13 protein-coding genes are annotated in these 12,792 nt (G+C 75.1%); 3 read left to right on the forward strand and 10 right to left on the reverse strand.

Translation table 11 applies throughout. The annotated features are described in order from the left end of the window. Positions 1 to 41: 41 nt before the first annotated feature. The 5 genes from ACFVVL_RS17370 to ACFVVL_RS17390 form a co-directional block, all read right to left on the reverse strand. Positions 42 to 2,027, reverse strand: a complete 1,986-nt coding sequence (locus ACFVVL_RS17370; protein WP_387675968.1) for an FUSC family protein — start codon at positions 2,025 to 2,027, stop codon at positions 42 to 44. 1,158 nt (positions 2,028 to 3,185) lie between these two features. Then, entirely contained in the window at positions 3,186 to 4,496 is a 1,311-nt protein-coding gene (locus tag ACFVVL_RS17375; RefSeq protein WP_387675971.1) for an MFS transporter, read from the reverse strand. Beyond that, entirely contained in the window at positions 4,493 to 5,218 is a 726-nt protein-coding gene (locus ACFVVL_RS17380; protein WP_387675974.1) for an ArsR/SmtB family transcription factor, read from the reverse strand. Before ACFVVL_RS17380 ends, ACFVVL_RS17375 begins: the two co-directional genes overlap by 4 nt. Positions 5,219 to 5,315: 97 nt before the next feature. Beyond that, positions 5,316 to 5,696 (reverse strand): MerR family transcriptional regulator, encoded by a 381-nt coding sequence (locus tag ACFVVL_RS17385; protein ID WP_380294115.1) that lies wholly within the window; start codon positions 5,694 to 5,696, stop codon positions 5,316 to 5,318. Between the two features lie 122 nt (positions 5,697 to 5,818). Continuing rightward, positions 5,819 to 6,838 (reverse strand): MDR family NADP-dependent oxidoreductase, encoded by a 1,020-nt coding sequence (locus tag ACFVVL_RS17390; RefSeq protein WP_387675977.1) that lies wholly within the window; start codon positions 6,836 to 6,838, stop codon positions 5,819 to 5,821. A gap of 242 nt (positions 6,839 to 7,080) precedes the next feature. Between ACFVVL_RS17390 and ACFVVL_RS17395 the strand changes: the two genes are divergently transcribed. Beyond that, on the forward strand, positions 7,081 to 7,824 hold the full coding sequence (locus tag ACFVVL_RS17395) for a PIG-L deacetylase family protein (protein WP_387675979.1): 744 nt from the start codon (positions 7,081 to 7,083) through the stop codon (positions 7,822 to 7,824). A 4-nt stretch (positions 7,825 to 7,828) separates the two neighbouring features. Here the strand turns inward: ACFVVL_RS17395 and ACFVVL_RS17400 are convergent, their stop codons facing one another. The 4 genes from ACFVVL_RS17400 to ACFVVL_RS17415 form a co-directional block, all read right to left on the reverse strand. Further along, the gene (locus ACFVVL_RS17400) at positions 7,829 to 8,956 is read right to left on the reverse strand and encodes a PP2C family protein-serine/threonine phosphatase (protein WP_387675982.1); all 1,128 of its coding nucleotides are present in this window, start codon (positions 8,954 to 8,956) and stop codon (positions 7,829 to 7,831) included. Positions 8,957 to 8,985: 29 nt separating this feature from the next. After that, positions 8,986 to 9,750 (reverse strand): DedA family protein, encoded by a 765-nt coding sequence (locus ACFVVL_RS17405; RefSeq protein WP_387675985.1) that lies wholly within the window; start codon positions 9,748 to 9,750, stop codon positions 8,986 to 8,988. 52 nt (positions 9,751 to 9,802) lie between these two features. Then, complete coding sequence (locus ACFVVL_RS17410; protein ID WP_380294097.1) at positions 9,803 to 9,997, reverse strand: DUF1918 domain-containing protein; 195 nt, start codon at positions 9,995 to 9,997, stop codon at positions 9,803 to 9,805. A gap of 181 nt (positions 9,998 to 10,178) precedes the next feature. Continuing rightward, positions 10,179 to 10,904: a TetR/AcrR family transcriptional regulator gene (locus ACFVVL_RS17415; RefSeq protein WP_387675988.1), complete on the reverse strand. Its 726-nt coding sequence runs from the start codon at positions 10,902 to 10,904 to the stop codon at positions 10,179 to 10,181. A 156-nt stretch (positions 10,905 to 11,060) separates the two neighbouring features. Between ACFVVL_RS17415 and ACFVVL_RS17420 the strand changes: the two genes are divergently transcribed. Further along, the gene (locus ACFVVL_RS17420) at positions 11,061 to 11,627 is read left to right on the forward strand and encodes a hypothetical protein (protein WP_380294095.1); all 567 of its coding nucleotides are present in this window, start codon (positions 11,061 to 11,063) and stop codon (positions 11,625 to 11,627) included. Positions 11,628 to 11,749: 122 nt separating this feature from the next. Here the strand turns inward: ACFVVL_RS17420 and ACFVVL_RS17425 are convergent, their stop codons facing one another. Next, positions 11,750 to 12,235 carry a MarR family winged helix-turn-helix transcriptional regulator gene (locus ACFVVL_RS17425; RefSeq protein WP_380294094.1) on the reverse strand — a complete coding sequence of 162 codons (486 nt, stop codon included), beginning with the start codon at positions 12,233 to 12,235 and terminating at the stop codon, positions 11,750 to 11,752. A gap of 214 nt (positions 12,236 to 12,449) precedes the next feature. On the opposite strand from ACFVVL_RS17425, the gene ACFVVL_RS17430 reads away from it, so the two are divergent. After that, a partial coding sequence (locus tag ACFVVL_RS17430) for an MFS transporter (protein WP_381722738.1) occupies positions 12,450 to 12,792 on the forward strand: 343 nt, incomplete at its 3' end.

A 12,792-nucleotide genomic window follows, 5' to 3' on the forward strand; every position in this document is an offset into this window, starting at 1 on the left:
TCACCGGGCGCGCCCGGCCCCGGCCGGCCTGTCGCGCGGCGTCAGCCCAGGACCGGGGACGCGATGGCGCAGGCCGCGCGGACCTCGCGCCGCAGCGGCCCGAGGACGTCGTCCGCGGCGCCGTGGGCGGCGGCGGGCCCCTCCTCGGGGGCCGGCAGCGGCGTGCCCGTGCGCAGCGCCTCGGCCAGGGCGGCGAGGTCGGCGGCGATGGCGGCGACCTCCTGCGGCGGCGGTGCCGGCACCCCGTGCTCGACCCGGACCCGGGTCGCGGTGGTCGCCTCCACCACCCGTTCCACCGCGATCACCAGCGGCCACCACGCCGCCGCCCGGGTGCCGACCGGCGGCGGCTCGGTCAGTGCGCGCTGGAACTCGGAGCGGACCGCCGAGAGGTCCCGGTAGAGCCGGCGCCGTCGGCGCGGCCGGGACGGCTGATCGCGCCCGGGGGCGGCGGCGAAGGCCAGTGCCACGTACGCGGAGGCGTCCGCCACGGCGTCGGCCAGCCGGTCGCCGATCCGGGTATGCCAGGACTCCGGCCAGCACAGGTAGCCGGCCAGCAGCGCGATCCCGCAGCCGATCAGCGAGTCGTACAGCCGGGGCAGCACCAGCCCGAAGCCCTGGTGGTTGAGCAGGTCGGAGAGCAGCAGGATGACCGGGGTGATGGCGGCGGTCTGGAACGCGTACCCCTTGGCCGAGAACGCCGGGATCAGGGTGGCCAGCACCGCGACGGTCGGCACGTCCCACCAGCCGCGCGGGACCTCGGCGAGCACCGGGATGGCGATCACCAGCCCGAGGGCGGTGCCGAAGGCGCGCAGCACGGCGCGCGAGAACACCGAGCCGAAGTCCGGCTTCAGGACGAAGGTGACGGTCAGCGCGACCCAGTAGGAGCGGGGCACCGGCAGCACCGAGACCAGCACCTGGGCGAGGCCGATGCAGAGCGCCAGCCGCAGGCCGTAGCGCCAGGACGCACCGGAGAGCAGCGCCGCCCGGGCCGCGCGCCGGGCCCGCTCGCCGGGGGCGGCGGGGCTGCCGAGCCGGTCGGGGACGTCCGCGCGCCCGGGCTCGGCGCCGACCGCGGCCGCGTACCGCAGGGCCTGGTCCAGCGCGCGTTCGGACGGTCCGGTGGGCGCGGGCAGGTCGAGGAAGGCGGCGGGGTCCTCGCCCGGTGCCGGGGCGGCGCGGCCGCGCTCGACGGCGTCGGCGAGCGCCAGCACGGCGGCCGGGTAGGCCTCCGGCAGCGGGCCGAGCCGGGCGGCCGGACGCAGTTTGGCGGCGGAGGCCGCCTCGACGACCGGCATCAGCGCGTTGAGCCGGGCGATCAGCCGGGCCAGCCCAGGAGAGCGGCCGTGCCGGCGGGTGCGGTGGGCGAGCAGCAGGTCGTAGGAGGAGTTGAGCGACTGGGTGACGGCCAGCCGCCGTTCGTCGTGCTCCGGGGTGCCGGCGGCGCGGACGAACGCGGCGACCGCCCGGTAGCTGCCCGCCACCGCCGCCCGCTCCGGCACGCCGCCGCGCAGCGGCCAGGCGAACAGGGTGAGCAGCAGCACCACGGCCCCGCCGGCGAGCAGCAGCAGCGGCGCCTTCCACCACGGGTGCGGCATCGGCAGACCGGCCCCGACGACGGCGTTGAGCAGGAGCAGCAGGCCGGAGACGGAGGCGACCGAGCCGATCGAGGAGATCATCCCGGAGACCAGCGCGACCATCGTCAGGACGGCGACGGCCGTCCAGTCGCGCCCGAACACCAGAGTGCCGAGCGCGACGCCGACGGCACCGAACAGCTGGGGCACGGCGATGTTGAAGACCCGCATCCGGTAGGCGTCGGCGGTGTCACCGATGACGGCGGACAGCGCGCCCATCGACGCCAGCGCCCCGTACGCCGGCCGCCCCGCCGCCAGCCCGACGGCCAGCGGCGCCGCCAGCCCCGCCGCGGCCCGGGCCACGGCCGCCCACGGCACCGCCGCCGGCTGCGGCCGCATTCCGGCGGTCAGCCACTTCGGAGGGGCGAGCCGGCCGCCCGGCGTGTCCTGTGCCATGGCGTCAACCTACGGCGCCCGCCCGCCCCCACCCGGTCGCGGCGCGCGCGGGTGGGCTGCTGCGGCCCGGGCCGGGGCGGCTGTGGCGCTGCTTCCGGGTGTGGCCGCGTTTCGGTGGTCGGCTTTTTCGGAGGGGTGGGTCTGGTTGCCTGGCGTGTCCTGTGTCATGGCGCCGGTCCGACGGTCGGCGGCACGCGCGGCTGCGCTGCTGGCGGCCCGGGCCGGGGCGGCCGTGGCACGACTTCCGGCTGTGACCGTGTTCCGGTGGTGGGCTCTTCCGGAGGGGAGGGTCCCCGTGTCATGGCAACGGCCCGACCTCCGGTGGCGCGCGCGGGTGGGCTGCTGCGGCCTGGGCCCGGGGCTGCCGTGGCACTGCTTCCGGGTGTGGTCGTGTTCCGGTGGTGGGCTCTTCCGGAGGGGAGGGTCCCCGTGTCATGGCGACGGCCCGACGGCCGGTGGCGCGCGCGGGTGGGCTGCTGCGGCCTGGGCCCGGGGCTGCCGTGGCACTGCGTTCGGCTGTGGCCGCGTTCCGGTGGTCGGCTCTTCCGGAGGGGAGGGTCGGTCGCCCGGCGTGTCCCGTGTCATGGCGCCGGTCCGACAGTCGGCGGCGCGCGCGGGTGGGCGGCTGGCGGCCCGGGCCGGTGCCGCCGTGGCACGACTTCCAGCTGCGGCCGCGTTTCGGTGGTCGGTTCTTCCGGGCGGAGGGGGCCGGCCGCCCGGCCTGTCCTGTGCGATGCCGTCAATCTACGACGCCGGCTCGCCCGCCCGGATCTGCCGATCGCCTGACGGCCGGGCAGGTGGGAGGGGCACGGCCGGCACTCCGGAAGTCGGGCTGTTCCCCGTTGCGCGTCGACGTGGGAAGGGACTGCGGGCTGCGGGGCGGGGCCCTCGCCCGGCAGCCGTCGGGCGGAGGGCTGTCGGCGGGGTGGCTCCCGGGGCCTCCGCGCCTCTGGCCGACGGGGGAGGAGCAGGACGACCGCCGCCAGCGGCACCCCGGCGGTGGTGATCCACAGGGCGGGGCGCAGAGCGGGCGCGGCGCCGGTGCCTCCCCGCCGGACCGTGCCTCCGTCGGCCACCGACTTCGCTCGGGCGTGCCGGTGGGCCCGGGATCACCTCGGTGATCACCGGGCCGTGGGCGGTGGCGCTCCCGGCGGCCGGTCAGGCGGTGGTGGCGGACTCGGTGGCCGGGGCCGGGGCCGGGACCGGGGTGTCGGCGGAGCGCGGGGTGGTGGGCAGGTCGCGAGTGCGGCCGACGGGGGAGAGGAGCAGGACGAGCGCCGCCAGTGGCACGCCTGCGGTGGCGATCCACAGGGCGGGGCGCAGACCGATCGCGGTGCCCAGGACGCCGGCCAGCAGGGCACCGAGCGGGATGGTGCCGAAGCCGAGGACGGCTCCGCTCGCGCTGATGCGGCCGAGCAGCTCGGGCGGGCAGTAGCGCTGCTGGAAACCCGCCTTGATGATGTTTCCGGCCACCACGCCGACCGAGATCGCGAAGCCGCCCGCGGCGAAGCAGAGCACGCCCGCGCCGGGACCGGTGAGCGGGATCAGTAGGGCGAGCGAGGGCACGCCCAGCTCGAAGAGGATCATCGCGCGGGCCGTGCCGATCCGCGCGGCGACCCGGCGGGCCACGAAGGCGCCGAGGACGCCGCCGCTGCCGACCGTGGCGATCAACGCGCCGACGGTGCCCGGCGCGAGTCCGACCTCGCGGACCAGAAAGGCGACCTGGATCGACTGGTAGCCCATCAGCGCCAGGTTGGACGCCGCGCCGAACAGGGCGAAGCTGCGCATCCACGGATCCCCGGCGAGCAGCCGCAGGCCCTCGCCGACCTCGCGGCGCAGCGACCGGTCGGCGGCCGGCCGGGGCGGCGTCTCGCGGTGCCGGATGCGGCCCAGGCAGAGCAGCGAGACCAGGAAGGTCGCGGCGTTGGCGAACATGCCGTTGGCGGCGCCCGCGAGTTGGGCGATCAGACCGCCGGAGCCGAGGCCGACGATCTGGGCGGCGGAGGCGCTGCCGTGCAGTTTGGCGTTGCCCTCGGGCTGGTCGGCGGGGGAGAGCAGGTCGGGCAGATAGGCGGTGTAGGCGGTCTGGAAGAAGACGGCCGCGGTGCCGGTGAGCAGGGCGACGGCCAGCAGCAGTCCGACGCTGAGCCGGCCCGCCCACCCGGCCACCGGGACGGCGGCGAACAGCGCGAGCGAGACGCCGGCTGCCGTCAGCATGACCGGACGGCGTCGTAAGCGGTCCACCCAGACGCCGACCGGCAGGCCCATGACCAGCCAGGGTGCCCAGGAGGCGGCGCTCAGCAGGCCGATCTCGAAGGTGGAGGCGTGCAGTTCGGAGACGGCGATCAGCGGCATGGCGACGCCGGTGACGGAGGAGCCGAACTTGCCGGCCGTCTCGCCGCACCAGAGCAGCCGGAAGTCGCGGTGACGGCGCAGCAGGCTGCGGGGGGCGGTGGCGTCGGGGCTCATTCGGCGCTCCCCTGCGGGTCGTCCGTGTGCCCGGTGTCGGTGTTGCCGGCATCGGTGCGCCCGTCGTCCGTGTTCCCGGTGTCGGCGCTCCCGGCGTCGGCCGGGCGGGCGGGGTAGCGGCGCCGCGGGAAGGACTGGAGCTGGACGACGACCGGCAGCGCGGCCGGGTCCGGCTCGGTGTTCTCGTCCGGCAGGTGGCGCCGGATGACGGCGAACAACTCGTCGTTGAGCGACGCGAGCTGGTCCGGCGTCATCCACATCCGGCTCCAGTCCGAGATGGTGCCGGCGTTGCGCCACTCGTCCGGCCAGTCCTCGGCGATGTAGGTGTTGATCCGGTTGAAGTACTGCCCGAGGAGCTCGTGCAGATAGAGCGAGACCGCGCCGCGGGTGTCCGGGTCGTCCTGGAAGTCGGTGGTCTCCAGCCGGTTGGTGACGGGGACGCGCCGCCACCAGCGTTCGCGCTTGGTGCCACGGCCGGTCTCCTCCTCGATGAACCCGTGTTCGGCGAGGTGGCGCAGGTGCCAGCTGACGGTGCCGGTGTTCTCGCCGAGCCGTTCGGCCAGCCGGGTGGCGGTCGCCGGGCCGTCGAGGTTCAGCAGCTCGAAGATCTTCATCCGCAGCGGGTGGGCGAGCCCGCGCAGGCTGCGTGCGTCGAGCCGGCGCGCGGGCCGCTCGGGCGGTTCGGTGGTGGGTTCTTCGGGCGACGGTTCTTCGGTGGGCATGCTCGAATCGTAGGGTGCAGAGAGTTCTCTGCATAGAGGTCTCTGCAGAGAACTCTCTGCACGTTGCCCGATGTTATGGAGTACGGCGTTCGACGGCCTACGGCGTGGCGGCCCCGGTGTGGCGGGCCAGGCTCTCGCGCAGCCGGGTCAGCCGGGCGATCTCCGCGTCCAGGGCGGCGAGGCGCTGCTCGATCACCGGGGCGAAGGTGTCCGGCCCGAACTCACCGGTGGACGCGCAGCTGCGCGGCGGGTCCTCGGCGAGCATGTCCAGCCGGTGCACCCGGCTGACGAGGTCGTCGACGGTCAGCCCGAGCGCCAGCAACGCCCGGATCACCCGCACCCGGCTCACCGTCTCGGGGCCGTACTCGCGCTGGCCGGACACGGTGCGGGTGGGCGGCGGCAGCAGGCCCCGCTGTTCGTAGAAGCGCAGCGCCCGCGGTGTGGTGCCGGCGGCGGCCGCCGCGTCGCCGATCCTCATCCGTCCTGTCATCCGCCCCTCCCCGAGCGTCCTGCCGCCCCGCCCACCGGTGCTCCGGTCGTCCGGCGTCCGGCGCCCGGCGTCAGGCGTCCTGCGTCCGGTCGCCGGACCGTCCGGGCGGTCTACAGTTCGACGACCATGGTGCCGAAGACGTCCCCGTCGATCAGCCGGGACAATGCCCCGGGGGCCTGCTCGATGCCCGGGAGGACGGTCAGGGGGACGGTCAGTTCGCCGGTGCGCAGCCACCCGGCGAGCCGCTCGCGCCACTCCGGTTCGAGCTCCGCGTACCGCTGCCCGCTCACGCCGTGCACGGTGACGTTGCGGACGAGCAGCCGGAAGCTGTCCACCACGGTCGGAGCGTCGGCGCCGCTGCGGGCCGGGTCCAGCTGCCCGGCGAGTGCCCCGATCAGCGCGAACCGCGCGTCCGGGCGGGCGGCGTCGACGGCCGCCGTGAGCTGCTCGCCGCCGACCATGTCCAGCAGCACGTCGATGCCGTCCGGGGCGGCGGAGGCGAGCTGGTCGGCGATCGGGCCCGCCCCGCGCACCAGCACGGCGTCGAAGCCGAACTCCTCGGTCAGCCGCTTCGCCTTGGCGGCCGAGCCGGTGGTGCCGATCACCCGGGCCGCCCCGAGCAGCCGGGCCACCTGCCCGGACACCGCGCCGACCGCCCCCGCCGCGCCGGTGACCAGGACGACGTCGCCCGGCCGCACCGCCGTCGCGCGGGTCAGCGCGCCGTAGCCCACGAGGCCGGGGGCGAGCAGGGTGAGCGGGTCGGGGAACCCGTCGTCCACCCGGGTGAACGCGCCCGCCTCGGCGACCGCGTGGTCGCGCCAGCCGAGCAGATGGGTGACCAGGTCGCCGGGGCGCAGCGGCCCGTCGGCGGGCGCGGCCAACACCTCGCCGAGCGCGGGTCCGAGCAGTGCGTCGCCCGGCCGGATCGTGAGGGGCGCGTCGCTCAACGCGCCGCCGACCAGGGTGCGCAGGGCGGGGAACACCACGAAGGCCCGGTTACGGACGAGGACCTGGTCCGGGGCCGGGGCGGGCAGCGGGGCCTCGGCCAGGGCGAAGCTGTCGGGGGTGGGCAGGCCGTCGGGCGCGGCGACGAACCGGACCTCGCGGACGGTGCTGGGGAGGGACGGCATGAGCGGACTCCAAGGTGAGAGGACGTGAGGGCGCGAGGACGCTAACCCCTGCCCCGCGCGTCAGGGGCAAGTCCGCCGCCCCGCCACCCCGTCGCCTCGCTCGACGTGATCACCCGGCGGGCGGTCCGGTGATCTTCTAGAGTCGCGTGCGGCACGACCGAACCACCGAACGACCGGACCACCGAACGGCCGAACGGCCGAACGACGGCACCCGCCGGCATCACGGAGAGGCAAGCACCACCATGACCGAGCAGCAGGCACCCGCGCCCTTCGAGCCCGTCGACGAGGACTGGCAGACCGCCCTGGTCGTCGTCGCCCACCCCGACGACATGGAGTACGGCGGGGCCGCCGCCGTCGCCCGCTGGACGGACCAGGGCAAGAGGGTCGTCTACGTGATGGTCACCAGCGGCGAGGCCGGCATCGACGGCATGGACCCCGAGCGGTGCGGCCCGCTGCGCGAGGCCGAGCAGATCGCCTCCGCCGCCGTCGTCGGCGTCGACACCGTCGAGTTCCTCGGTCACCCGGACGGCGTCGTCGAGTACGGCCTGCCGCTGCGCCGCGACATCGCCCGGGTGGTGCGCCGGCACCGCCCGGACATCGTCATCACCAGCAACTTCCGCGACACCTGGGGCGGGGTTTTCCTCAACCAGGCCGACCACATCGCCGTCGGCCGGGCCACCCTGGACGCGGTGCGGGACGCGGGCAACCGCTGGGTCTTCCGCGAACTGGTCGACGAGGGCCTCGAACCGTGGAACGGGGTGCGGCAGATCTGGGCGGCGTCCTCGCCGGATGCGGCGCACGCGGTGGACACCACCGACCACTTCGACCGGGGCGTCGCCTCGCTGGAGGCCCACAAGGCGTATCTCGCCGGTCTCGGCGGCGCGATGGCGGACGCCCGCGGCTTCCTGGAGGGCGCCGGCCGCGGCGCGGGCACCCGGCTGGGGACGCGCTTCGCCGTCGCCTTCGAGGTCTTCCCGCTGAGCTAGCCGGCTAGTCCACCGGTTCGGTGGTGCCGGGGTTGCGGCGCAGCACGAGGATCGTGAGGTCGTCCCGACGCCGGCCGCGGCTGTGGCGGTGGACGTCCTCGTCGAGGGCCTCGGGGAGCTGGTCCGGGGTGCGGTCGCCCAGGGCGAGGAGCCGCCGCTCGACCGGGTAGAAGACGCCGTCGCGGTCCGCGGCCTCGGTGACCCCGTCGGTGAGCAGCAGCAGCGTCCCGTCGCGGGGGAGGTCGAACCACTGGACGGTCCGCACCTCCCCGGCGAGATCGGCGAGCCCGAGCGGCACGCCGGCCGCCAGCGGGACGGCCTCCACGCGCCCGCCGACGAGCAGGTACGGGGCGAGGTGGCCGCAGTTGACGGCCTGCACGCCGGTGCGGTGGTCCAGGCAGTACACCGTCGCGGTGACGAAGCGCTCGGCCTCGCCGCTCTGCGCCGCGTACGTGTTGTGCCGGGTGACCGCGTCCTCCAGGGCGAGGGCGACGTCGGTGAGTGCGGGCTCGCGGAAGGCGGCCTCGCGGAACGCGCCGAGCACGGCGAAGCCGGTGCCGATCGCGGGCAGTCCCTTGCCCTGGACGTCGCCGATGACGACCCGGGTGCCGTAGGGGGTGTCCGCGATGTCGTAGAGGTCGCCGCCGACCATGGCGTCCTCCTCGATCGGCCGGTAGCGGCCGTGGAGCAGGACGTCGGAGGTCAGCGCCGGCAGCGGGCGCAGGAGTTGGCGCTGGAGGGCGACGGCGCTCTGCCGCATCCGGTACAGCTCGCGCTCGCGCCGGATCCGGCGCGCGCAGAGCAGCACCGCGACGGCGGAGGCGCCGACGACGGTGGCCAGCGTCAGCGCCCGGCCGTTGATCGACTCCGGGGGGAAGAACACCGAGCTGACGAGGATGACGGCGGTGACCCAGATCGCGGCGCCGACGGTCTGGGCGAGCGTGCCCAGACCGGCCAGCAGCGCGGGGACGAACACCAGCAGCAGGACGAGCCGGGCACTGGTGCCGCCCGCCGCCTGCGCGCCCAGGGCCACGGCGGTGGCCCCGAGGACGGCGAGGACGACGGTCCGGTTGGCGGGCGCCCGGTGCGCGTCCCCGCTCCCGGGGCCCGTGCGCCTCCCGACATCGGCCATCCTCGCCTCCCAGGTGATCGTTTCCAGGCTCACCGGCCGGGACGGCCGTCGCAACCGCGCCCGTCCGCCTCGTCCTTCCTCCCGCCCTCCCCTTCTCCGTCTCCTTCCGCGTCCGCCTCCCGCCCCCGGCGGCCGCGCAGCAGGTGGCGGGCGAGCAGGAGGCGGACGGCGAACAGCACGGCCAGGGCGCCCAGCCCGATCAACAGCCACAGCTGGTAGCGCACGGCCGTCCGCCAGACCGTGCCCACGTGCGCGCCGGCCAGGTACCCGACGGTGGACCACACCCCCACCCAGAGCGCGGCGCCGAGCACGTTGAACGCCTGGAACCGCGGCCAGGGCATGCCGGTCGTCCCGGCGATGATGCCGTTGGTCTGCCGCAGCCCGTCGAAGAACCGGGCGACGGTCACCACCTTGCCGCCGTGCCGGGCGAAGAACACCTCCGCGCGGGCCGTCCGCTCCGGTGTGAGCAGCACGTACCGGCCCCAGCGGTGCACGAAGGCGCGGCCGCCGGTGGCGCCGATCAGGTGGCCCAGGGTGTTGCCGAGCACGGCTGCCCCGAAGGCGATCGCCACCACGGCGGCGAAGTCCAGGTGCCCGGTGCCCGCGAAGACGGCGGCCAGCACCAGGATGGTCTGCCCGGGCGCGGGGATCCCGCAGTTGTCGAGCAGGACGAACAGCGCCACCGCCGGGTAGCCGTACTGCTCCAGCACCGGCGCGAGCGCCGCCAGTGGACCCGGCAGGGCCGGGGCACCGTCGCCGAGGGGCAGACCGCCACCGGGGAGCGGACCGGGCAACAGCACGACTACCGCCCCGGGCCGGACCGGCACGGGGCGGTGGCCGGTGGCGTCAGCGGATCGCCTCGCGGGGTTCGATGTTGCAGTCCGGGCCCGGGTAGACGAGACCCGTGTGGCCGTCCTCGAAGCGGACCACGTACGGCGGTTGGCCGTCCTGGCCGCGCACCTCGACGATCTCGCCCTTCTGGTCGACCATGCCCACCGCCCGGCTGTGGATGTGGAGCTGGTCACCTACCGCTGCGTGCATGGTCTTGCTCCTCGGGGTGTGTGCGGACAGCGGGGACGGGGGCGCGGCCGTTGCCGCCCTCCTCCGTCCCACCGTGCTGCTGTCTCCACTGTGCTGCCCGCGCGCCCGGCCCGCAACGGCTCGCCACGGCCCGCGACGGCTCGCCGGCCCCGGCCCGGGGCGCCCGTTCAGGGACGACCGTTCAGGGACGACCGAGCGGCCCGCTGACCTGCCCGCCGACCTGCCCGCCGCGTTGCCCGCCGAGCTGGTCGACGAGGTAGCAGCGGACCAGCCGCTTGCATTCCGAGATCATCGCCGGGTCGCCGTCCGGGTCACAGCGGAAGGCGAGCTTGAGCACCGCGTCCGCCGCCTCCAGGGCCACCCGCAGGCCGAGCGTGAGGGCCGCCGGGTCGGCGGCCGCGAAGAGTTCGCCGCCGAGGGCCTGGAGCCGCAGCGCGACGGCGGTGTTGTTGTCGACCTCGGGGTCCAGCAGATGGCGGTCGGCGCGGACACCCCCCGGGACGGCCGGTCCGGCGAGCCCGAAGTCCACCTGCCCGAAGCCGGGAACCGTGCGCTTCATCGCGACGAACTCCTCCACCGCGAGATCGGTGAACCCGGCCGGTCCGACGGGTGCTCCGGACCGCAACCGGTCGTCGAGCCGGTGCAGGTACTGGTCGAGGTTGCGCCCGGCGAGCGCGGCGAGGAGGTCCTCCTTGCCGGCGAAGAACTGGTAGAGGGTGCCGATCGGCACCCGCGCGCGCTGGGCCACCTCCTTGGTGGTGAGCGCCGCCGCCCCGGCCTCGTCGAGCAGTGCGGCGCAGGCGTCCAGGATCCGCCGGTAGCGCTCCTGGCTGCGCTGCTGCACCGGCCGTCGCCGCCCGGGGCCGGTCCGCCCGGAGACCGGGTGACTCCTCGTGTCCGCGCTCATGGGGCCACTGTGCCGCATCCGCCGTTCGGCGGGCCAATTCCGCGCGCCCTGCCCGCGCGCCTCCCCGCGCGCCCGCCGCACGTCCGCTCCGGACGTCCGCCGGCTGCGCCCCGGCTAGGCTCTGCGCTGATCACAGGGGCAGGGAGAGGAAGACAAGTGGGCCAGAAGATCATCCGGTTCTCGGACCTGACCGGCAAGCACGCGGAGAACGGCGACGACCTGGTGCGGATCGTCGTCCGCGAACACCCCGACCTGGTGGACGGCCCGGTCGAGATCGAGGCGCTCCCCGGTGAACTGGCCGGGGTCGCGGGCCTGGCGCTCGACCTGGTGACGGTCGAGCTGCACTACCCGGACGGCGACGAGCCGGAGACCGTCGTGATGACCGCCGAGGCGTTCGACCGGCTGGCCACCGCCGCGCCGATGGCCGAGGTGCTGCGCGGCGCCGAGCGGGCCGCCCGCCCCGTCCCGGTCCAGAGCGCCCCGGCCGGTGCCGCCGCCTCCGCCCGCGAGCGGGTCAACTACGCGAGCCTGGAGCACGCCGGCCGCCCCCACAAGGGCCGCACCACCGACGCCGAGAAGCTGCTCGTCCAGCAGCACCTGGACGAGATCAACGCCCGCCTGACCGCCGAGGGCATCCGCGCCGTCGACCTCGGCAACCCCGAGCACGTCACCCGCTACGGCCTGGAGGACCTCGCCCGCACCCGCGGCGCCACCCTCGCCTGACCGCTCGACCGCTCGACCGCTCGACCGCTCGACCGCTCGACCGCCTGACCGCCTGACCGCCTGACCGTCGGCACGACGAAGCCCCGGGACCGCTCTCGCGAGGTCCCGGGGCTTCGTCGTGCTCAGTGCGCGGCGGCGGGCTCGGGGAGCCGTCGCGCCGTGTTCATCTCCTCGACGGTGGCGACCAGCGGGGCCAGCTCGGGGTTCCTGGCGGCCTCGTCCAGCGCCTCCCGGAGGGCGGCCTCGTTGGTCGGCCTGGCCGCTTCCAGCAGCTCCAGGCCGGGCCCGGTCACATCGGTGTAGATGCCGCGGCGGTCGGTCGCGCAGAGGTAGCGCGAGAGCAGGCCGCGGTCCTCCAGCCGGGTGACGAGGCGGGTGGTGGCGCTCTGGCTGAGCACCACCGCGTCGGCGACCTGCTTCATCTGCAGGTGCCCGCCCTCGCCGTCGTGCTGGCGGCTGAGCACGTCGAGCAGCGAGTACTCGCGCACGCTCAGGTCGTGCCCGGTCTGCAGGGCGCGCTCGATGTGCGCCTCGATCCGGCCGGCCAGAAGGTAGAGGGAAGCCCAGCCGTTGGCGAGGGCGGTCAGCGCGGGGTCCGTGGCGGTCATGGGCGCGGCTCTCCTTTCCAGGTTGTTCGTTCTCCAGGATAAGCCCTGGCAGAGACTATCTGCCAACACGGGTATCCCGCTCATGCAAGTACTATCTACAGCAGGCGCCCACCATCGGCGATGGATGGATGCCCGCATTTGCACTTTGCCCGCGCTTGCAACTATTGTCGGAGCACGTAAGGCGCAACAGCAACCGTATGGAAGGCAGTACACCATGCCTCTCGCGCTCCTGGCCCTGGCCATCGGGGCCTTCGGGATCGGTACGACCGAGTTCGTGGTCATGGGCCTGCTGCCCGAGATCGCCGGCGACTACGGCGTGTCCATCCCCTCCGCCGGCCTCCTGGTCACCGGTTACGCGATCGGCGTCGTCATCGGCGCCCCGCTGATGACGGTGCTCGGCACCCGGATCGGCCGCAAGACCATGCTCATGATCCTCATGGGTCTGTTCGTGGCGGGGAACCTGCTCTCCGCCGTCGCACCGACCATGGGTGTGATGCTCGTCGGCCGCATCGTGGCCTCCCTCGCCCACGGCGCGTTCTTCGGCATCGGCTCGGTGG

It is taken from the genome of Kitasatospora sp. NPDC058115 (assembly GCF_042884635.1).
In the GTDB taxonomy this organism is placed as follows: Bacteria; Actinomycetota; Actinomycetes; order Streptomycetales; family Streptomycetaceae; genus Kitasatospora.